Raw genomic sequence first — 21,343 nt, 5'->3', positions numbered from 1 at the left:
GCTCTTAACCCGCCGGGGTCGCTGCCATCAGCTCCATGATCCGCGGCCAATGCAGGCGGATCGCCACCGCAGTTGCAGCACTGCCTGCCACCATGAAAATGAGGTCATGGGCGGGGTCCCAGACCCGATGGGCCCGCGCGAGCCAGATCAGCACCAGATGCGCCAGCGCCATGGCCACACCCAGCCCTATGATCCCGCCGATCAAGCCTGCCTGCGTAACACCCAGCAAAAGCAGTGCCACCTGCAAGGCAGAGCGCGCGGCTGAATAGACAAAGAACCGTCGCGAATCTCCGGCTGCGAGTGCTGCCTGATCATAGGTCATGCCAACCGCCTGCGGGATCAACGCCAGCGCCACCAGCACCAGTATCGCACCCGACGCATAGTAGCGGTCATCATATAGCAGATCGACCACCCAGGGTCCCAGCAATGCCGCCAGCGTCAGCAACCCGATCACCCCCGTCGACAACCCATAGCGCATCCGTGAAATCCGCGCCGGTGCGGCCCCTTCGCGGTAAACCGGAATCATCACCCGCGCCGTCACACTCAGCCCCAGCAGCAAGGGAAAGCTCGCCAGAAAATAACCGATATTGTAGATGCCCAGCGTCTCCATCGACAGGAATTTGCCCAGCACCGCCCGGTCACCCTGACTGGCAAAAAAATAGCAAATGGTGGACAGGAATATCCACTTTCCAAACGTGACAAGCTCCCGCGCCGCGGCCCATTCCCAGCGAAAGCGGTTCGCGTCGCCCGGCAGGAAGCGCCATGTCAGCAGCAGCTTGAGCGTCACACCGATCACCCCGCCAATCACCAGCGCCATCACGGAATTCAACCACAGCGCCAGCCCAATGAGCAGCGCGATTTCCAGCACCTGGCTCAGCAAATCCAGCGCCGTCAGGCGCCCCATCAGCAAATGCCGGTGCGCCGTTTCAATCCGCGTGGGGTTGAACCCCGCCACCAGCAGCGAGAGTGCTGCAATCGGCAGATAGACCGCCAGATCAGGCTGGTCATAGAAAGCCGCAAGTGGATAGGCCAGAACGCTCGCCACGAGCCACAGGATAAAGCCGCGCATGACCTGTATCGTCCAGGCGGTGTTCAGAAAATCCGGGTCATCGCCCCGTTTGCTCTGCGCGATGGAAGGGGAAATGCCGACATCGGAAAACAGCGACAACCCGACCACCACAACTGTGATCAACGCCATCAGGCCAAAAGCCTCGGGAAACAACAACCGCGTCAGGATCAGGTTCGACGCCAACCGCAGCGCCTGTGACGCACCGTATCCCATCAGGATCCACGATGTGGACCGCAGCACGCGCGCCATCAGCCCACCGCCACTGAAAATATGTTTGGCCCGCGCCAGCACTCGTTCACGCCTCACTTTTGCCAAGCCCCAGGGGTAGAGCCTGCAAATCTCGTGTACCATTAGCCTATGCTAAGTTAAAAGTTCCAAAATTGCGGCGCTCAAGGACGGACCAGACGTGAAGATTGCCTACGTTCTCAACACCTACCCCCAACCCTCGCAGAGCTTCATCCGCCGCGAAATCCACGCGCTGGAGGCGCAGGGGCATGAGGTCACGCGGCTGGCGATGCGGGCGGGGGATGCGCCGCTGGTTGATCCCTTGGATCAGGGCGAAGCGACGCGAACTGCATACATCCTCAAATCAGGTGGTATGGGACTGGCGCGCGCCTGCCTGAAACAGTTTGCCAGCAGCCCCTCGCGGTTCCGGACCGCGTTCCGGCAAGCCATGGCGCTTGGTAAGGTGTCTGAGGTCGGGCGTCTGCGCCATCTGATCTACCTTGCCGAAGCCGCAGAAGTTGCCGCGCGCTGTCATGCTGCCGGAGTGGCCCATGTCCACGCGCATTTCGGCACCAACGCCGCCGCCGTTGCCCTCATGTCCCATACGCTGGGCGGCCCGAAGTTCAGCTTCACCGTACACGGTCCCGAAGAATTCGACGCCCCCCGCGCGCTGGCGCTTGGGGCCAAGATTGCGGCCTCGGATTTCACCGTTGCCATCAGCAGCTTTGGCCGCAGCCAGCTGTGCCGCTGGGCGGATGGCGCGGACTGGGACCGTATCAAGGTGGTGCATTGCGGCATTGAGCCCGCCCGTTTCGACGCCCCCGCCCCGCTTGCAGATGGCCCCCGCCGCGTGGTCGCCATTGGCCGCTTGGTGGAACAGAAAGGCCAGCTTGCGCTTGTCCAGGCGCTGGCAAAGACGCAGTCCGGCATCCACCTCACTCTTATCGGGGATGGTGAGATGCGCAGCCAGATCGAAGCCGCCATTGCCACCCACGGCCTCCAAGACCGCATCACCCTCACCGGCTGGGTGGGCGAAGAGCGTATCCGCGATGAGTTGGCCCGCGCGCATGCGCTGGTCATGCCCAGCTTTGCCGAAGGCTTGCCGATGGTGGTCATGGAAGCCATGGCCGCCGCCCGCCCCGTGATCGCGACCTATATCGCAGGCACGCCGGAGCTGGTGCAGCAGGACGTCACCGGATGGCTTGTCCCGGCAGGCGACACCGATGCACTGGCGCAGGCCATGGATCATCTCGCCCAAGCGCCGCTTGCCGATCTGCAAAAGATGGGCACACAAGGCCGCGCGCGGGTGCTGGAGCGGCACGATGTGGCAAACGAAGCCGCGAAACTCGCCCGCTACATGGGCGCAGATTAGCGCCCCCGCACCCAGCGATCCGCGGATCGCAACACCGGCAACCGGATTGTCACGCGCACCGCCGCGAAAGCCATAAAGGCCACCGGGTCCCGCAGGGCGCGTTTCCACACCGGCGCTGTCTGATCATGCGGATCGTCGTTCTGCATCAGCGCCGGGAACAGCGTCTCGACCTCAGCCACGCCGATGTCCTGCCGTCGCCGGACGCGCACCAGATTGGCAAAGCCTTCGATCATCGGCCAGTCATATGTCGCCGGAAGGGAATGGCGTTCCGCAGGCACAAAGTTCAGCCGCGCAAAGGTATCGTCGGAAATGATATCCGGCCATGCGCCCCAGCGCGCCCGCCCCGCCCGGTTCATCGCAAAAACGCCAAAACCCGGCACGCCATGCACCATGAAAGGCGTCGTCAGCCAAAAGCGCGTATAGGCGCGGGTCAGCGGGTCGGGGCCCACAGTGACATTCGGCCTGCCGCTGGCATAGGCAGGCGCATCCGTTGCCAGCACCCCGGCGATCTGCGCCACCAAAGGGGGGCTGACATGCACATCCGCATCAAGATAGAGCAGCGCCGCCCCTTGGGCTGCGGCCTCCCCCCTGTTCAGCGCGTTCAGTTTCCCGCCTTGGGCGATGTCCAGCACCGTCAACGCCCAACCCTTCGCCTCCGCCGCTGGCCGGAACCCTTCGGCAACTGCGGCAGTGTCATCGCTGCACCCATTGGCCATCACGACAACGTCGACCCCGCCCGGCACATCGTCAGAGCCCAAAAGCGCGGTCAGGCAAGCAGGCAGATAGGCCGCCTCATCATGCGCAGGGATCAGGACCGAGATCGCCGTCATTGAAACGCCCTGAGCGCATCCCAGCGCGGGTTTTTATCCCCCGGATGCCGCAACGCGCCCCAGGATCCCCATTTGGTCGGGGCATAGACATCCAGATAGGCGTTGAACAACTGGCCACCCTGCGCCTTCCACCCCTCCAGCATGGTCGCATAGAGCGCGCCCATCTCAGGGGTGTAGTTGAAATGCTGAAAGAAGGTTGTCAGCGCTGCGTCATCCACCAACGCGCCCAGCCCCACCACATGGCTGCCGCCTTCGTACATGATCAGATCAAGGCCGTATTCCTCGGCCTTGGCGGCATGGTAGGGCCAGACCTTGGTGATCAACCCCGCAACCGTGTCGGTCGGATCGCCCGTCACGCCACCATCGCGCAACTCGCGCCCCGCAAGCGCACTGGCATAGTCAAAGCGGTGCTTGGCCACATAGGCCGCAGCCGCCTCTCCGCTTAACCCTTCAGAGACAGCGGCTTCTTCCGCCTTGGCCAGACTGTCCGCCAACCACCTGGCCACCATCGACCTGCGCCCCTCGCTGCCCAGAATACCGCCAAAATATCCGGTGATAGCATAGGCATCAAAGGCGGTATGCGGCGCGGCGCCACCCTCGGCCACAACCAGCGGCGCGTCGAAAATGTCCTGCTCCAACCCCAGCCAGCCGGTCTGGGAGGAGATCACATTGACCAGCCGCGCCTCTGCCTCCGCCCCGAACACCTCCGTCCAGATCCGGGCCACCTCAGCCGCACGCAGGGCGTAGAACTGCACCCCGCTGTCCTTACGCCCCCACCGCGCCGTCGCCTGCGCATCGGCCCAGACGGTCTGTTCAAACTGCCAGTTCCAGACCTCATTGGAATACTCCACATGCGCTTTCAGCCCCGGATCAAGCCTGTCCCGCACCGTGGTGGCAAAGCGGCGCACGAAGGCATCATCGGCCAGATGCGGCAGCGTGAACCACGGGTCCGCCTGTAGCTCATTCGCAAGCTCTACCATCACCTCCACAGGCACACCGCGCGCATAGGTCATGTCAGCCGGCAAGGGTCTGTCCTCCCAGCGGGCAAGGGTGGCATCATTGGTCGCCATCCAGTCCATGAACCGCAGCCCGTCAAAGCCTTGCAACCGCGCGGTCCAGTCAGGATTGAAAACCGCGCCGTCGTTGAAAGCCGCTTCATGGTCCTGCTTCACAACCGACACCAGCCGCAAGGGATCGCTCTGGTGCATGCGCTGGATGCGAATGTCCACGCTGCCCGGTCCGGGGGTATAATCAAACGTCACCGTGCCGGGACCGTAGCGCACAGCCGTCGCCCGGCCCGTGACCTCGACCACGCCCTTGCCCGTGTAGCGCAGCACATAGCGCCCGGCGAGCGTCTGCGCCGCCTCCGGCAAATCGGTCAGTACCAGCGTTCCGATGCTGCCCACCGTGGTTGGCTTTTTGACCGGCACGCCATTGGCATCCAGATAGCCACCTGCGCGCAACGCCTCTTCCTCCATCCCGCCCCATTGGCCGGGGGTGTGCCCGACCCAGGGACGCGCACTCTTGAGCACGTTGAGGAAGGGTTGCTGCACGCTCCAATCCGCGACACCGGCCAGACCAATCGCCAACCGGTTCGTCCCCGGCACCGACGATGCTGGCAGGGCAGCGATGTCAAGCGGTGGCGCACGCGGTGTGGCAGGGTCAGCCTGCGCCTTGCGCGCAGGCGTCACTGGCGCGCGAGGCACGCGGGCCTGATACGCCACCACGGCGGCCCAAGCCAAGCGCTGCAAGTCCCGTGCCAGATCAGCCTCCGGCAAATCAAAGCCATTCCCATACCGATCAGAAAAGTCACGCGGCAGGCCCAGCGGGTTCTGCCCGGTGATCACGGCGTATTGCACCATGGTGACAAAATAATGCCCGGTGTCATTGAGGTGAATGTCATCCGAGAACAGCGCCGAGATATCGCTCAACCCCGGCACCGATCCCGCAGCGATCTCATCATGCAAAAGCGCCATCGCCTGCCCCGCCGGGATCAGGGTGATCCCGGCAGTGCTGTGCGCATTGCCAGCGGCCACCGCCGCCACGATCCCTTCCCACACCGGCAAATCGGCCTCAAGCCGGGCGCGCCAGGGCACATCGGCTCCGTCGTCATGGGCCACGGCAACGCCCGTGCCACTGTTCATACTGTGCCAGGTTTCCTGCACATAGACCTGCACATCGGGATTGGCGGCAGCAGCCAGCCCGAAAAACGCCTGCGCATAGACTTCGGAGTCTGACCAGGTCGTGTGATTCAGCAGCGGAATCGCTTCGGTCAGGATCAGATGATCCACCCCGCCTTCGGGCAGGACGGCCCGCGCATCGACACCTTCGGCGGTGTCGGAATTCTCCCAATTGAACTTGAGCGGTGCGCCATTGATGATCTGCGCCCGCACATCGCCGGCCCCCGTGCCTGCCCGCAACGCCTCTTGCAACATGTCCGGGCCGTCACTGCCAAAAAGGCTGTGCCCCACCATCAACACGGTCGTTGCAAGCGCTGCGGCGTTCATCCTGCCACCCCGGTCTGCGGCATCCTGCGCACCACGTCCCAGACCACCCGCTGCATCACTGCGGCCGCCTCGGCCCCCGGCGCAACTGCGGGCGTGCCATCGGCACGCATCAGCGCCTGTGGCAACCCTTCGGGAGAGCGGTGATAGAGCACCGCATAATGCGTCAGCGCCACGAGATAGGCACCTATATCGTTGAAATGTATGGTGTCCGGGGTTCCGTCGTCTTGCGTTGCAAACAGGTCCTGCACGGCTGAGATGCCATCAACGCCGCCCCTCTCCTCCACCGCCCGCACAAATGCCGCCATGACCTGCCCTGCCGGGATCAGATGGATCGCCGGTCCATCGGACCCAAGCGCGGGGTAGAGGATCTTGCCCAGCCATTGCGCCTCCAGATCCTCATCAATCCGCCGCAGCCACCCCTTGGGATCATCCGTGTGATGCCAGGTCTCATAAAGGTAGACCCGCGTCCCCTCCCGCGCACCCGCCGCCAGCGTCGCCCACCGGGCCGTGTAGGCCGCACTGTCGAAATAGGCGATGGCATCGGTGATCTCCACCATCTCTGTCAGCACCACCGCGTCATAATCGCCCGACCCCACCGCTTCCCGCGCATCCCGGTAGCGGGGGTGATCGTTGGAGGCCTCAAATCCGTTAACCTCGATGTCCGGCTCCCAATGGTCCTTGAGCGGTGCACCCCAGCCCAGCTGGCTTTCGTAGCCATGCCCCTCGCCCGCCAGTTGCGCCAGCATCGCGGGCATGTCCTGCCCCACCAGACTGTGCCCCAGATGATAGACCCTGAGCGGCCCGTCCGGCGCGTCCAGCGGTGTGGCGTAAAGGCTCTGCGCCCGCCGCGCGCCGGCATTCCGCGCCCACAGCCACATCCCTCCACCGAGGGCCGAAAGGCCAACAAGCCCCAGACCTGCAAGGAGAAACCGTCTGTTTGCCATCTGTCCGCTCCGCCTAGATCTGCTGCATTTCAGAGTGCCCAATCGTGACACCCGTGACAAGATGACCCTGCCCTTTGCAGAACCGACCAGTCAGGGTATCCCCCTTGGAAAATGGGCCCGTGTCCTGCGTGAAAGAGGCCTCAAACGCCTGCTCGTGCAGGTCCAGCCGCATCTCCAGCCGGTGAAAGCCAAAGACCTCACGGGTCAGCGGATATTGCGCCTTATACGCCGCTTCCTTGGCCGAGAAGATCAATTTGGCCAATTGCCCTTCCGCCGCCCCCGCAATCCGCGCGATTTCCGTGTCCGAACAGATCGTCGGGATCAAGTTCTGCGCCAGCGGCGTGTCTTCCTCCACGTCCAGCCCCAGCAGGGCACCGCTTTGACCCACCACCGCCAGACAGAGCGTTGATTTATGACTGATGCTGCCCTGCCAGCCCTCCGGCCAGATCGGCGCGCGGTCCTCTCCTGCAAGGATGGGCAGCGCCACCTCCGCGTTGGTGAGCATCGACATCGCCTGCCGCGCCGCGGCGCGACCTGCGGCAAACTCCCGCTGGCGCTTTTCGATCGCGCGGTGCAGATGGGCGGCTTCCTCGGCCAGCGGCGCCGGTTGCGGTGCTGTCGGGTCCGTCGCCGCCACAGCGACCGGTGCATCAAAAAGCGCGGTGATCGTGTCGCAGAGCCTCTGCACCGCTCACGCGCCTGTGCGGCTGCGGCGCATCATCCGGCGTTTGGACATCGTCTCGGACTTCGCGGGATCCGGTGCCGCCTCCGGCGCGGGCGGTGGTGGTGCACCAGTGCCCTTGTCCAGATGCCCGGCCAGCCCCGCCAGAGTCGGAAACCGGAAGATATCGGTGATCGACAGGCTGTCTGTGCCCAATGCCGTGCGAATGTCCCGGTGCGCCTGCACCGCCAGCAACGAATGCCCGCCAAGGGCAAAGAAGTTATCTTCCCCCCGGATATCCCCCACACCCAGCAGCCCTGACCAGACCTGCGCGATCACCGCCTGCGTGCCGCTGGCGGGTGCCGCGTCTTCGCTGCGCGCCGCTGCCCGGACTGTGGGCGCGGGCAAGGCCTTGCGGTCGATTTTCTTGTTGGGCGTCAGGGGCATGGCATCCAGCATGACAATCGCCGAAGGCACCATGATCTCCGGCAGATCTGCTGCCAATGCCGCTTTGGCATCCGCCTCCGCCACAGCAGCGCTTGTGGTGACATAGCCCACCAATTGCGCCCCACCGGGCGCATCGCGCGCGATCACCACCGCTTCGCGCACCTGCGGCAGGCTGGCAAGCCGTGCCTCGATCTCTCCCAACTCGATCCGGTGGCCACGGATCTTGACCTGTGCATCCGCGCGGCCCTGGAAATGCAGACACCCCTGCGCATCAAACGCCACCATGTCTCCGGTGCCATAGAGTTTTCCCGGACCAAACGGATTGTCGATGAACCGTTCCGCCGTCATCTCGGGGCGCTGCCAGTATCCTTGAGTGACGCCATCGCCACCGATCCACAACTCGCCTGCAACACCAATGGGTTGCACAGCTTTCTTCGCGTCCAGAACATAAACCTGCGTGTTCGCAATCGCTGTGCCGATGGGGGCGGTGTTGCCCGCATCCCCCTGCACTTTGTGCGTGGTCGACCAGATCGTCGTCTCCGTCGGGCCATACATGTTCTGGATATCGCCCCCCAGACAGGCCCGCAGCGCATCCACCAGCGCCCCCGGCAGCGCTTCGCCCCCCACCATCAGGTGTTTGACCCGGCCAAGCGCCATGCGCGCTTCATCATTGGCCACCAGCATCTGCGCCATCGACGGGGTGCATTGCAGGTGCGTCACCCCATGTCGGATAATCTGCGCGGCCAGCGAATGATCGTTTTCCGCCAGACCGCCCGCCTTGTTGGTCAGCGCCAGCACTTCGGCCAGTGGTTTCAGACCTTCCAACACCACCGACGGTTCAATGCCATAGTCAATCAGGCAAGCGACCTCATCCACGCCAATGCGTTTGAGCTGCTCCACCCGCGCCACACCATCTGCCACAGTGCCAAAGAGACCGCTGTCGTTGAAGTACCGCTGGAAGGCGAACTCAAGGATCGCGTCCAATTCCTCCTGCGACAGCCCTTCGAGGTCCAGATCAAAGGCGTTTGTCGTCCCTTCGGGCCGTTTGAACGCCGGAAACGCCCAGGCATATTGCTTGATCAGCGCGGCGGCAGCGTTGAGGTAATCCTTCATCGGACCGCGCGCGACCTCCTCGGCCTCAGCCCGCGTGTCCGCCAGATAGCTGTGCAGCATCAGCGTCACGGTAAAATCCGAGGGGTTGTGACCGGCATCCCGCAGGGCCTGTCGGTAGATCTTTATCTTGTCGGCAACCTCATCAATCGACTGGCCCAGAAGGTGGGTCAGCACATTCGCACCAATCTCTCCCGCTTCTTTCCAGGTCTGCGGGTTGCCTGCGGTGGTGACCCAGACCGGCAGTTCCTTGGACACCGGACGCGGCTGCGTCACGACGCCGTGCATCTCTCCATCCGCACGCGGGAATTCAACCGTTTCCCCGCGCCACAGCGCGCGCAGCTGGTCAATCGCTACATACATCGCAGGCTTGTTGTGGGGCGGTGTGTTTTCGGGCCGCAGGACAAAGTCATCAGGCTGCCAGCCGCTGGCAATCGCCAGCCCCACCCGCCCGTTGGTCAGATTGTCGATGACCGCCCATTCCTCCGCGATGCGCGCGGGATGATGCAGGGGTGCGACGCAAGACCCCGCGCGGACGGCCAGATTCTTCGTGACCGCCGCCACAGCAGCACCCGTCACCGACGGATTCGGATAGGGCCCGCCAAAGGCGTGGAAATGCCGCTCCGGCGTCCAGACCGCGTTGAACCCATGGGCATCGGCAAACTTCGCGCCTTCCAGCAACAACTCGTATTTCTTCGGACCAACCCCATCGTCATTGCCCCAATAGAACAGGTTGAAATCCATGTGCTTGCCGCTGTCGACAATCGGCCCGTTCGACACCAGCGTGCGGCTTTCATCCCCCGCCAGCACCAGTTTGAACCCGCGTGACAGCGTCCAGAACAATTCCAGCACGGAGATATCAAAGCTGAGAGACGTCACGGCCAACCAGACATCACCGGTCTTGTGATCAATCCGATCATCCATCCCGCCAAAGAAATTCGCCACATTGCCGTGGCTGACCATCACACCCTTGGGCGTCCCGGTAGAGCCGGACGTATAGATCAGATAGGCCAGATCATCCGGGCCAGAGACCGGATCGGGGTTGCTGTCCGGCGCGCCCGACTGGTCCGCGCTGCCAAGCGCCACAACCTGTGCCTGATGCACAGGCAATCCGCCCACCAGAGCGCGCTGCGTCACAATCACCGGGGCCGTACTGTCGCTGATGTAATGCGCAATGCGGTCCGCCGGATAGGCCGGGTCCAGCGGGACATAGGCCCCGCCCGCCTTCAGGATGCCCAGCGTCCCGATCAGCAGGTCAATGCCCCGCGCCGTATAGAGGCCCACAGGCGTGCCGGCCGTCACCCCCTTGCCGCGCAGCACATGAGCCAACTGGTTGGCCCGCGCATTCAGCGCGGCATAGGTCAGGCTGTCGCCTTCACACACCAAAGCCTCCGCATCCGGGGTTGCGGCAACCTTCGCCTCGAACGCTGCGTGGATGGTCGTGCGGTCATAGTCTCGGGCTGTCCCGTTCCACCCGGCCATCAGTGCAGCTTCGTTCTCCGGCACGGCCCAAAGCGCCCCGCAGGTCTGCGCATCCGCTGCAAACGCCGCATTCAACCGCGCGGCAATCAAACCAGCGCTGGCGGCATCCATCCGGCTGTCATGATGCAGAACCGCACCCTGATCTGTCAGACACACAGTCAAAGCCGCCCCGCCAAGCGGCGCATCCGTCAAACTGATCGCTACATCCGGTGCAGCATTGTCAATTTCCGGATCGCGGACCATCAGATCCAGCGCAAACCCCGTGCTCTCTGCCGCCTTTGTCAGTTGCCCGGCAATGGCGGCACAAACAGCCGCCACAGCCTTGTCAGCCGTCGCTTCAACACGCAAAGGCACCCAAGGCGCTGTGAACCCCGCACCCTCATGGGCCAAGGCAATCCGCCCTTCATCCATCCCCGCCGCCTGCAACACCGTCAGCGCGACCAGCGCCACAGCCCGGTCCTGCGCCGCAGGTGCGCTTTCCAACGGGATCTGGCCCGCCTCATCACCCGAAGACATCAACGGACAGGGCACAGGATCGGCGCTGCGCAACATCTTCCGCCAACGCGGTTCTTCCCCCGCACGCGGCATCTCAAGCCCGGCGGAGGACAGGAGCATCCCGCTGGTGAAGACCTCCGACAAATCAACGGGCAATCCATCCAGCCCCGTCACCCGCGACAACCGCACGGGCGTGCTGCCCGTGCCAATGGTCACCCGGTCCGCCGCAACCTCGCCCACCTGTCCCGCGTTCAAAGCGCCCTCAGCCGCGGTGATCCCGCCCACGCGCAAAACCTGCTCCCCCACCGTGAGCTTGGCAGTGGTCAGCGGGTTCCAGTAATCGCCGAAATCAAGCCCGCGCACCGTGGCAGACACGACATCCGCCCGCGCGCTGAAATCCAGAAATCCCCCACGCTCAGGCCGGTCGTCCCGCGCGAAATAGCTGCGTTGGTTCAGGTCCTGCGGCCTGCGCTCCACCGTGCCGCGCTCAAGCTGAGCCAGCACGTCGGCAAAGCTCTCCATACCGGCGGCATAACATTTGGAGTTGAGGCTGAACGCCGTCTCATCCTGCGCAATCTCAATGGTGCGGGTGGCGATCAGATCACCTTCGTCCACGCCGCCTTCCATCATGTGCCAGCTGATGCCGTGGGTGGGATGGCCGCGCAGGATCGCCCATGCGGGCGTGTTCAGACCCGCCATCTGCGGCAGGGGGCCATCGTGGAAATTCACCGCCCCCTTGCCCGCCAGCGCCAAGGCCGCATCCGGCACCATCGCAAGGTTGGCAATGCTCAAGAACCAATCCGCCTGCGCGCCCGCCGCCACCAGCGCCTTCGGCGTCTCATACACCGACAGCCCCTGCCCTTCAGCCCAGCCCTGCACCGTCGCATCGTCCGAGATCACCGCCGCAATCGAATGGCCACCCGCCAGCAGCATGTCCCCACAGGCAATCGTCAGCGATTCCTGCCCCATCAACAGGACAGAGAACGCAGCAGGGTTGAAAGGCGCAGTCATGGCGTATCCTCCGATACAGAACGTCGCGGGGTCAGGCCCAGACCATGGGCCACAAGATCCCGCAGAAAATGCGCTGGATCATCCGGCGCACGGCCCTTGAGCGCACAGCGCAGGCGGTGGATCATCCCCCCCGCCACATGCGCTGCCAGTGCCGCCGCAGCATAGAGCCGTCCGTGGTTTTTCACAAAGTAATGACGCCGCGACGCATACCAATAGGGCGGCATGCGCTGCCACTCCTTCATGCCCGTGGACACCGACCCGATATGCACAACTTTCGCATCCGGCAGATACCACCCCTGCCAGCCCGCGCGTGCGGCCCGTTTGCACAGATCGGTTTCCTCGAAATACAGAAAGAACGTCTCATCAAAAAGCCCGATCTCATCCAGCATTTCTGCGCGCATCAGCACGCTTGCGCCTGCAACCCAATCCATCCGCGTGGCGGTGGTGGGCAGTGGTGGTGCCACAATTGCGTCTCTGAACAGCCGCGAAAACACACCCGTCCGCGCCGCGCCTTCAAATTCCCCCAGAACAGAGGGGAAGCGAAAGGCCGTAACATGCGGCGCATCATCATCCCCGCGCACATGGCTGCCAACAAACCCGGCTTCAGGCGTCTGCTGCAAATGCGCAAGCAAGGTCTGAATACATCCGGGATCCGGAAAAGCGTCTGAATTCAAAAGGTAAAAGAACGCAGGATCACTGCCATCCGACATCCTGGCGCGCAGCCCGATGTTGTTGCCAGCCCCAAAACCGCCGTTCACCTCTGAACAGATCAACCGCACCCGGCTGTCCTTGTCCCAGCCGCGCGCGGCGATCTCCTGCGCCAGCACCTCGTCCGATCCGTCGCCGGAGGCATTGTCAATGATCACCATCTCCGCCCCTTCGGGCATATCCGCCAACCCCGCTTCAGCGGCGCGCAACGTCATCTGCGCAGTGCGGAAATTCAGCACGATGACCAACAAGCGGGGTGGCGTGGTCATTCTGCGGCCTGTGACCACGGGGTGGCATCACCACTGCCCAGCGCTGCGGCGATGATCTCACTCAATTCCTGCGCCAGCACGGTGACGTTTGGTGCCAGCACCATGCTCTCATGGTTGCCCGGCACCTCGACCACCTGCACCTGTGGCGCATAGCGCGTCCAGTCATTGTCGGGCAGAACATATTCCTTCTCTGCACTGACCCACGCGCCTTTGGACACTTTCCAGTGCCGATCCAGCGGTGGCCGGAACAGCGTCAGCGGCCCGTCCCAACCCTGTGTCTGATAGGCCCCCACCGCTTTCAGGAACGCGGCCTGAATCTTGAGGTTGTTGAATTCCGCCCCCGGTGCGGCTTCTGCGGCGCGGATGGCATCGGGGAAATTCCCGGTCTTCCACGCCCGCCGCGCGCGCCACCACTCCAGCAGGTACCCCGGCCCCTTGGCGCGGAACTCTGCCAGCTTGATCAACGCCTTGTCAGGTGCACTCAGCGATGGGCGCACCGGCAGTGGCGTGTCCAGCAGCGCCAGAACCGCCACCTCTTCCCCTGCCGCTTTCAATTGCTGCGCCATCTCATAAGCGGTGATCCCGCCCCCGGAATAGCCGGACAACAGATATGGCCCTTCCGGCTGCACCCGCTTGATCTCCACCAGATAATCCGCTGCCGCTGCCGCCACATCCTCATGCGGGATGGCCTCCCCGATCAACCCGCGCGCCTGCACGCCGTAGACCGGACGCTCCGCACTGAACGGCAGTGCCAGATGGCGCAGGTTGAGCACATTGCCAAACATGCCTGCGACAATGAAAAGGGGCGGCGCCTGCGTCTGATCGCTCTGGTTCAGCGGCACAAGGAACTCAAACGGCGCAGGCTGATCCGCCGCCGCTTCAGTGCCATCGCCAAGCCCGGCCACTTCGCCGGTCTGTGCCGCAATCAAGGCCGCACATTTCGCAATCGTCGGCGCTTCGAACAGGACGGAAATCGGGAATTCCACCTTGAAGTCCCGTTTCACACTGGCAAAGAGCCGCACCGCAATCAGCGAATGCCCCCCAAGGTCAAAGAAACTGTCCTCAACCCCAACCGGATGCACCCCCAGCAGGTTTTCCCACAGTGCCGCCAGCCGTTCCTCGATCCCGTTGCGCGGCGCCACGAAGGAGCCATCCAGATCGGGCCGCTCAAAGCTCTGCCCCGTGGACGCGGCCACCAGCGGCTGATCCGCATCCGCGATGAGCCCCTTCAAGGGAAGCGAAGAGACCATGACCTGCGGCACATCCAGCGCCAGCGCGCGGGCGAGCGCCTCCGGCCCTTCCTCGGCCCGGATGCCCTGGCTGACCAGATAGGCCAGCCGCTCTTCTGCCGGTGTCATCGTGGCCGTATCGCCCTGGGCGTCCTCAAACCGCACTTCTGCCGCGGTCAGCGGCGCGATGGCGGCAAAGCCGGCTTCAAGCCGTTTCATCGCAAAGTTCTGCACTTCCACCAGAACGCGCCCCTCTGCATCGCACAGGGTCACCTCGAACTGGGCAAATCCATCGCTTGCGTCACCGGGGGTCAATCGCACCCAGGACATCACCTCTGCCGGCAGGGGCGCATGGACGCGGATCGTCCCATATGACACCGGCACCCAGAGGTTGCGCGCCTCATACCCCGGCACCAATCCAATCGCCCAGCCGGTTGCAAGGTCCATCAGACCGGGGTGCAACAGGTGCCCCGCGTCCAGATCGCCCTGTGTTGCGGCGGGCAAGGCCAGCTTCGCCAGCCCTTCTCCCGCGCCGAACTGCTGTGCGCGCAATACGTGCCAGCGTGGGCCGAAGTTCAGATGCGCCTCTTGCGGAGATTTCAGGCGCCCGCCATCGGCCCCCGCTTCAACTGCACCACAACGCGCCGCAACAGCAGCCAGATCAACTGGTCCCGGTGCCGCAGCGCCCAGCGGCGCAATCTGCGCCTGCGCGTGCAACTGCCAGCCGGCTGCCCCGTTCAGCAGGCAATCACTGCGCATTTCTGCGCTATATCCCGCACCCTCGGGACGCAGGGTCACCTGCATGCTGCGCGCGTCGCCCTCATCGACCGGCATCGCCCGCAGGAAATACAGATCCGCAATTTCGAACCCGGATGTCATCCCCTGCGCCTGTGCCGCTTCTGCCAACGCCTCGATATACCCGGTGCCCGGCATCACGGCCTGCCCATCTTTGGTCCGGTGCTGATCCAGCAGCCAGTCCTGCGTGCTGAGCGCTGCGGAAAACACCGTCTCGCCCCCCGCATCGCCCGCCATATCGCGCAGCAGTGGGCTGTCCAGCTTGCGTGGCGGCAGCACATCGCTTGCCGCCGCGCCCAGCGCCGCAGCCGCCATGCCGACATCCGACCAGATGCCCCAGTTCACTGCCACAACCCGCGTCTGACCGCCCCGCCGCGCCTGTGCAAAGGCATTGAGCCAGGCATTTGCCGCCACATAATCCACCTGCCCCGCACCCCGCGTCGCGGTGGAGGTTGAGGAGAACAGCACCATCACCTCAACCGCCCCGTCCGGCAGGAGTTGATCCAGCACCCGCAATCCCTGCACTTTTGGAGCCAGCACCGCATCAATCGCCGCGTCGGATTTCGCCAGCATCGGTGCATCATCCAGCACGCCCGCCGCATGGATCACCCCGGTCAACCCGCCCGTGCGGGCCTGCAGATCATCCACAACCCGGCGCATCTGCGCCAGGTTCGCCACATCGCCATGCAGCACCGTGACAGAACCACCACCGCTTTTTGCCGCCGCTTCCAGCCGCATTACTGCCCCCATCCGCCGGGCCATCCTGTCCGTCGTGCCATGGGCCGCGACATAGGCCTGCCATTGCGCGCGCGGTGGCATCGCGTTCCGGCTCAGCAAGACAACATCCGCCCTATGCTGCGCGATCAGATCCGCCGCCAGTGTCTGTCCAATGCCGCCAAAGCCGCCCGTGATCAGATACCGCCCCCCTGCGCGGAACCCGGCGGCCGCATCGGCCTGCGGCAAAGGCATGCTGCGATAAGTCAGCTCAAACCGCTTGCCTGCGCGATGCGCGGCAATGGCGTTTGACGGTGCAGCAAGGATTTCCTCCAGCACCAGCGCCGTCCGGTCCACAGGCGTCACCTCGGGTTGCGGTGTCGCAAACCAGCCCTGCGTCCCTTCCGGCGTCTCAATCACATCCAGATCAACCTGCGCTGCCGTCATCCCCGGCAATTCCCGCGCCACAACACCCACAGGCCCCGCGATCAACGCCTTTTCAGGATGAACCAGCGCCGCCCCATCCGCTGCCGTCGCACCGGTGGTGAACACGCTCAGGTGCAGCGGCGCATCATTGCCCGCTTCGATCAAAGCCTGCGAGAGCCACGTCAGGCTCCAGAACCCCTGCTCAAGATTGCGGTCAAAGGTGCTGCTGCCCGGACGCGGCGCCGCCGCATCATCGGTCAGCCAGAAATGCGCGATCCGGTCGGGGAAGGCCCTGCCCTCTGCGCCAAGTGTTGCAATCAGCTGATCATATCCGCTGCGCCCCTGTTCCGGCGCAAGGGTGAATCTGTCCGCCCCCGTCTGCCCAAAGGCATCGCCCGCGATGACTTCAACAACCCGGTGTCCCGCATCCCGCAACCGCGTGATGACAGCGCCCGCCATGCCGGCCGTATCGGCAAACACCAGCCAGTTCAGCGGCACCTGATCCAAATCCGTCTCAACGTCCAGATCAACATCCGCATAGCGTGGTTTCCAGAACGGCTGCGCGCCCCAATCGGACATCTCATCCTGCCGGACCAGCGCGGGCGTCTCTGCCGTGGCCACCTTTTGCGTGCCCGGCTCGATGAAATACGCACTGCGCTGGAAGGCATAGGTCGGCAGCACCACCCGGTTGCGCCGCGCCTCGCCCCAGATCTGGGACCAGTCCGCCTCAACGCCGCAGGCCCAAAGCCGCCCGATCACACCGATGAAATAGGCATCATCAGCCACATTATGCTCCGGGTGCCGCAGGGTGGAGATCACCTGCACCGCCGCAACACCTTCAGCCATCTGCGCCAATGAACTCAGCGCGCGCCCCGGCCCGACTTCCAGAAACACCCGCTTGCGCGGCGCCGCCAGCGTGTCCATGCAATCGCCAAACCGCACGGTATTGCGCAGCTGCCCCACCCAGTAATCCGGGTCCGTCGCCTCTGCCGCCGTGATCAACTCCCCACTGCGGTTTGACACAAAGGGCATCTGCGGCGCTTGCAGGTTCAACCCCGCAAGGAAGCTGCGATACCTGTCCAGAATGGGGGCAAGCATCCGGCTGTGGGCGGCAATATCAATCGCCACCCGCTGGTATTCAATCTCTGCCCTGTCCAGCCGTGCTGCCATCGCTTCCAGCGCGTCCTGCGGGCCAGAGACAGCAATCAACTCAGGTGCGTTCACACTGGCAATGTCCAGATCATCGCCCAAGAGCGGCTCAATCGCGCTGAGCGGCGCAGAGATGCTCAGCATCCCGCCCGCTGGCACTTCGTCAAACAGACGTCCGCGCAGCAGCACCAGATCAATCAGGTTCTCAAACGTCATCACGCCGGCCAGACAGGCAGCGACGTTCTCGCCCATCGAATGACCGACCATGGCGGCGGGTTTCACCCCCCATGACATCCACAACCGCGCCAGTGCGTATTCCACAATCGCAATCAGCGGCAATTGCACCGATGGTTGCTTCAACCGCGCATCCGCTGCGGCTTCTGCCTCCGGTTCGGGCAGCCAGATCGCACGGATATCATAGTCAAGCTGCGGCTCCAGATGGGCGAGCCCCTTGTCCATCCACTCCGCAAACTCGGGCTCGGTCTCATAAAGGTCCCGCGCCATGCCCGCGAATTGCGCGCCGCCGCCGGGGAACATGAACACAACTTCCGGGTTTTCGCCCAAGGCCTCATGGGTGAACACCCGGCGGGTGTCGCCCTGCTCCAGCAACTCCGCCGCTTCCGCGTGGCTTTCAGCGACAACCACCCGGCGCTTGTCAAAACCGCGCCGCCCGTTCTTCAACGTAAAGGACACATCCGCCAGCGGCTGCTCTGGATGCGCGCGCAGATGTGCCGCCAGCGCAGCGGCATTGGCATCCAGCGCCGCTTTGCTGTGGCCAGACAGGCACAGCACATGAAACGGCCAATCGCTTTCCTCTGACGCCGCCCGTTCGGGGGCCTCTTCAAGGATCATATGCGCGTTTGTCCCGCCCACACCCAGCGCGTTCACTGCCGCGCGGCGGGGCGTGCCGCCCGCTGACCAATCGTGCAGGCTGTCATTCACCCGGAACGGGCTGCCTTCAAACGGGATCGCGGGATTGGGCGCTTCATAGCCCAGCGAGGGGGGGATCTGCTTGTGATGCAAGGCAAGCGTCGCCTTGGCCAACCCGGCAATGCCAGCGGCCGTGTCCAGATGCCCGATGTTGGTCTTCACCGATCCGATGCGGCAAAAGTCGCGCTCCGCCGTCTCGGCCCGGTAGGCTTCGGTCAGCGCGGCCACTTCAATCGGATCGCCCAGATAGGTGCCCGTGCCGTGGCATTCCACCATCCCGATGGAGCGTGCAGGCACATCCGCGTCTTTCAACGCCGCCGCAATCGCCGCCGTCTGCCCGTCCACGGATGGCGCAAGATACCCCGCCTTGGCCGCACCATCGTTGTTGACCGCTGACCCCTTGATCACGCCCCAGATCGGATCACCGTCCGCCAGCGCATCTTCCAGCCGACGCAAGGCCACGGCCCCCGCGCCGGACCCGAACACCGTCCCCTGCGCCCGGTGATCAAAGGCATGGCATTGGCCATCCGGCGACAGGATCTCGTTCTCCTTGAACAGATACCCCCGGCCCTGCGGCAGCTCAATCGTCACGCCCCCCGCCAGCGCCATATCAACCTCACCCGCGCGGAGCGCCGCGCAAGCGTAGTGGATCGCGACCAGAGACGTCGAACAGGCCGTCTGCATGTTGATCGACGGGCCTTTGAGATCGAACACATGGCTCACCCGCGTCGACAGAAAATCCTTGTCGTTGCCCGTATGGCGCAGCAGGAACATGCCCACATCGTCCACCAGATCGGGGTTGGAGCAGATATTGAAATAGAAATAGCTGCCCATCCCGCAGCCCGCATAGACACCAATCGGCCCCGCAACGCTCTCAGGCGGCCTCCCGGCCTGCTCCATCGCCTGCCAGGCGGTTTCCAGAAACTTGCGGTGTTGCGGATCAAGGATCGCGGCATCTTTGGGAGAAAAGCCAAAGAACTCCGCGTCGAAGGTCTCAAACCCGTCCAGCACGGCAGCGGCGGGCACGTAATTCCTGCGGGCGATGTTCTCAGGGCTTTCGCCAGCGGCCAGCAGCTCTTCCTCGGTCAACCGCCGAATGGACTCCACGCCGTCTTTGAGATTGGCCCAATAGGCCTCAAGGTCCTGCGCGCCGGGCACATTGACGGCCAGGCCGACAATCGCAATGTCCTCACCCGCGCCCCGGTGGTGTTCTGTCCTATCCATCGTCCTCAAATCGGGTCAAACCGCGCCAATACCTGCGGTGTGCTCCGTCCACTCATTCAACCATACGTATGCGACCTTCTTGAACAGGCCAATCATGGCAACAATGTGCCATTCCTAGAGGAAATTCGCAAATATCCGCATTTTTATCCTGAACTGTTTCGAGCGGCCTGACAATGCGGCAAACATCCCCTGTTTGTCAGGTGTTTCAGGTCAAAGCACACTGCCGCCCGCGCGGCCTGTGTCCTTATGCCCCATGACCGCTTTTCTAAGGTCATGGCGCGGCGGACGGGCCAGGCGTGGCATGCATTTCTCCGCATGGCCCAACACCGCGCCCGCGCAGAGCCACGTCATCGGCGTGAGCGTCGCGTTTAGCAGCATATCGATCATCGTCACCCCAAGGATCACACACAAGGGTGCCACATAGGGCGACAACGGCGCATCCGCGTTTCTGCGCACAAACCACCACATCAGCACCAGCGGCAACGCCAGCAGGCCAAATTCGCAGACATATCCCAGCCAGCCAAAGGTGCCAAAAACGATGATCCAGCGGCCATCCGGGATTGAGGTAATCACCCCGGTTTCAGGATCACGGATCAAACTGCGCCCCCAGCCGCCCCAGCCGAACCACGGCTTTTCAGCCGCCCGCGCCAGCAGGTTCTCCTCATTGTAGAACCGGAAGCCCAGCGAATGCGCGCGGTCGGCGGAATAGGCGCCCGCGTAGTCGACAAGCTCCCAGATCGGGACCAGCTCGAACTTACGCAACATCGGATAAACCACTGCGATCACGGCAAAAACCATCGACACCCGGATCAACGTCCGGAACGAGGCAAACAAGACCAGCGGCGTCAAGACAATGCCATACAGGATGGATGCCGCTGATTTGCACAGGATCAGCAGCACAAAGATGTAGGCAGCAAAAAGATACATCCGTTTCTTGTCCGGCGCATCCGCCACCCGCGCCAGCGCCGCCGTGGCAACCAGAGCGCAAAACACGAAAAGCGCAAGCCACAGGCTGTGCGGCAAAAACACAATCGGGCGGAACCCGCCCCCGCGCATGGTCTGCGCAAAGGAGTGCTGGAAAAATCCGTAGACCCAGGTGTTGATCTGCGGGCTGAGCCTGATCTCGATCAGGGACGGGATCGAATAGATCAGCCCGCCCACCATCAGCGCCAGCAGGATTTCCCGCAACCCTTCTTCGGACGCAAGGAACTGCCGCGCCAGCAGGAAAGGAACGATCATCAGGATTTGCCCGATCAGCACCGATCCGATGTCCCGCACCCCCTGCCCCGGCAGCGCATCGACCTGAAACAGGATCGGATCCGCATCGCGCAGGATCTCAAAGATGATCGGATCGCCATTGGTCAGCGTCGTGGGGATCGCACACAGGATCAGCCCTACAACAAGCCACTGCGCCACCCGCGATTCAGGCCACAGGTTCACCTTTTGCTTCATCGCGAAAATCAGGATCAGCAGCACGGTGACATTGGGGATGGTGACCTTGTCCATCCCCGGCACCAACGGCAGGTTGAACTCGGCCAGGGGCGGCAACAACAGATACCCGCCCAGGATCGACCAGATCAGCGCCCGCTCCAGCTTGAACCTGCGAAACAGGTACAAACAGACGAACGGCCAGATTGCCAGCATCAGATATGCAAGTCCGTTGGGCATGGTGGGGCTTTCAGGCGTCCTTTCGTCAAAACGTGTTTTTATCATCTGGCCTCATGCCTGTCATCCCGGTAGATTGGG

10 protein-coding genes are annotated in these 21,343 nt (G+C 63.5%); 1 reads left to right on the top strand and 9 read right to left on the bottom strand.

Features of this window, described 5'->3' with window-relative positions; all coding sequences use genetic code 11:
* Positions 1 to 4: 4 nt before the first annotated feature.
* Positions 5 to 1,318, bottom strand: coding sequence for an oligosaccharide flippase family protein (locus tag Q1A91_RS16975; protein WP_299880550.1), 1,314 nt, complete (start codon positions 1,316 to 1,318; stop codon positions 5 to 7).
* Positions 1,319 to 1,475: 157 nt separating this feature from the next.
* Here Q1A91_RS16975 and Q1A91_RS16970 point away from each other — a divergent pair, with 157 nt between their 5' ends.
* The gene (locus Q1A91_RS16970; protein ID WP_299880141.1) at positions 1,476 to 2,666 is read left to right on the top strand and encodes a glycosyltransferase family 4 protein; all 1,191 of its coding nucleotides are present in this window, start codon (positions 1,476 to 1,478) and stop codon (positions 2,664 to 2,666) included.
* On the opposite strand, the gene Q1A91_RS16965 is transcribed toward Q1A91_RS16970, so the two are convergent.
* From Q1A91_RS16965 to Q1A91_RS16930, 8 genes are all read right to left on the bottom strand, one after another.
* A complete protein-coding gene (locus Q1A91_RS16965) occupies positions 2,663 to 3,496 on the bottom strand; it encodes a glycosyltransferase (protein ID WP_299880139.1) in 834 nt (277 codons plus the stop codon). The two genes, Q1A91_RS16970 and Q1A91_RS16965, sit on opposite strands and share 4 nt — an antisense overlap.
* On the bottom strand, positions 3,493 to 6,003 hold the full coding sequence (locus Q1A91_RS16960) for a hypothetical protein (protein ID WP_299880137.1): 2,511 nt from the start codon (positions 6,001 to 6,003) through the stop codon (positions 3,493 to 3,495). Before Q1A91_RS16960 ends, Q1A91_RS16965 begins: the two co-directional genes overlap by 4 nt.
* Complete coding sequence (locus tag Q1A91_RS16955; protein ID WP_299880135.1) at positions 6,000 to 6,947, bottom strand: hypothetical protein; 948 nt, start codon at positions 6,945 to 6,947, stop codon at positions 6,000 to 6,002. Before Q1A91_RS16955 ends, Q1A91_RS16960 begins: the two co-directional genes overlap by 4 nt.
* A 13-nt stretch (positions 6,948 to 6,960) precedes the next feature.
* A complete protein-coding gene (locus tag Q1A91_RS16950) occupies positions 6,961 to 7,635 on the bottom strand; it encodes a 4'-phosphopantetheinyl transferase (RefSeq protein ID WP_299880131.1) in 675 nt (224 codons plus the stop codon).
* 3 nt (positions 7,636 to 7,638) lie between these two features.
* Positions 7,639 to 12,153, bottom strand: coding sequence for a MupA/Atu3671 family FMN-dependent luciferase-like monooxygenase (locus Q1A91_RS16945; protein WP_299880129.1), 4,515 nt, complete (start codon positions 12,151 to 12,153; stop codon positions 7,639 to 7,641).
* The gene (locus tag Q1A91_RS16940) at positions 12,150 to 13,130 is read right to left on the bottom strand and encodes a glycosyltransferase family 2 protein (protein ID WP_299880127.1); all 981 of its coding nucleotides are present in this window, start codon (positions 13,128 to 13,130) and stop codon (positions 12,150 to 12,152) included. Before Q1A91_RS16940 ends, Q1A91_RS16945 begins: the two co-directional genes overlap by 4 nt.
* Positions 13,127 to 19,597, bottom strand: a complete 6,471-nt coding sequence (locus Q1A91_RS16935; protein WP_299880126.1) for a type I polyketide synthase — start codon at positions 19,595 to 19,597, stop codon at positions 13,127 to 13,129. Before Q1A91_RS16935 ends, Q1A91_RS16940 begins: the two co-directional genes overlap by 4 nt.
* Before the next feature lie 210 nt (positions 19,598 to 19,807).
* Entirely contained in the window at positions 19,808 to 21,265 is a 1,458-nt protein-coding gene (locus tag Q1A91_RS16930; RefSeq protein WP_299880125.1) for a hypothetical protein, read from the bottom strand.
* Positions 21,266 to 21,343 lie beyond the last annotated feature (78 nt).

The organism is uncultured Sulfitobacter sp., from assembly GCF_947500075.1.
Lineage (GTDB): Bacteria > Pseudomonadota > Alphaproteobacteria > Rhodobacterales > Rhodobacteraceae > Sulfitobacter.
The sequence above is the reverse complement of the archived record's forward strand: the minus strand, read 5'-3'. Positions and strand labels throughout refer to the sequence as shown.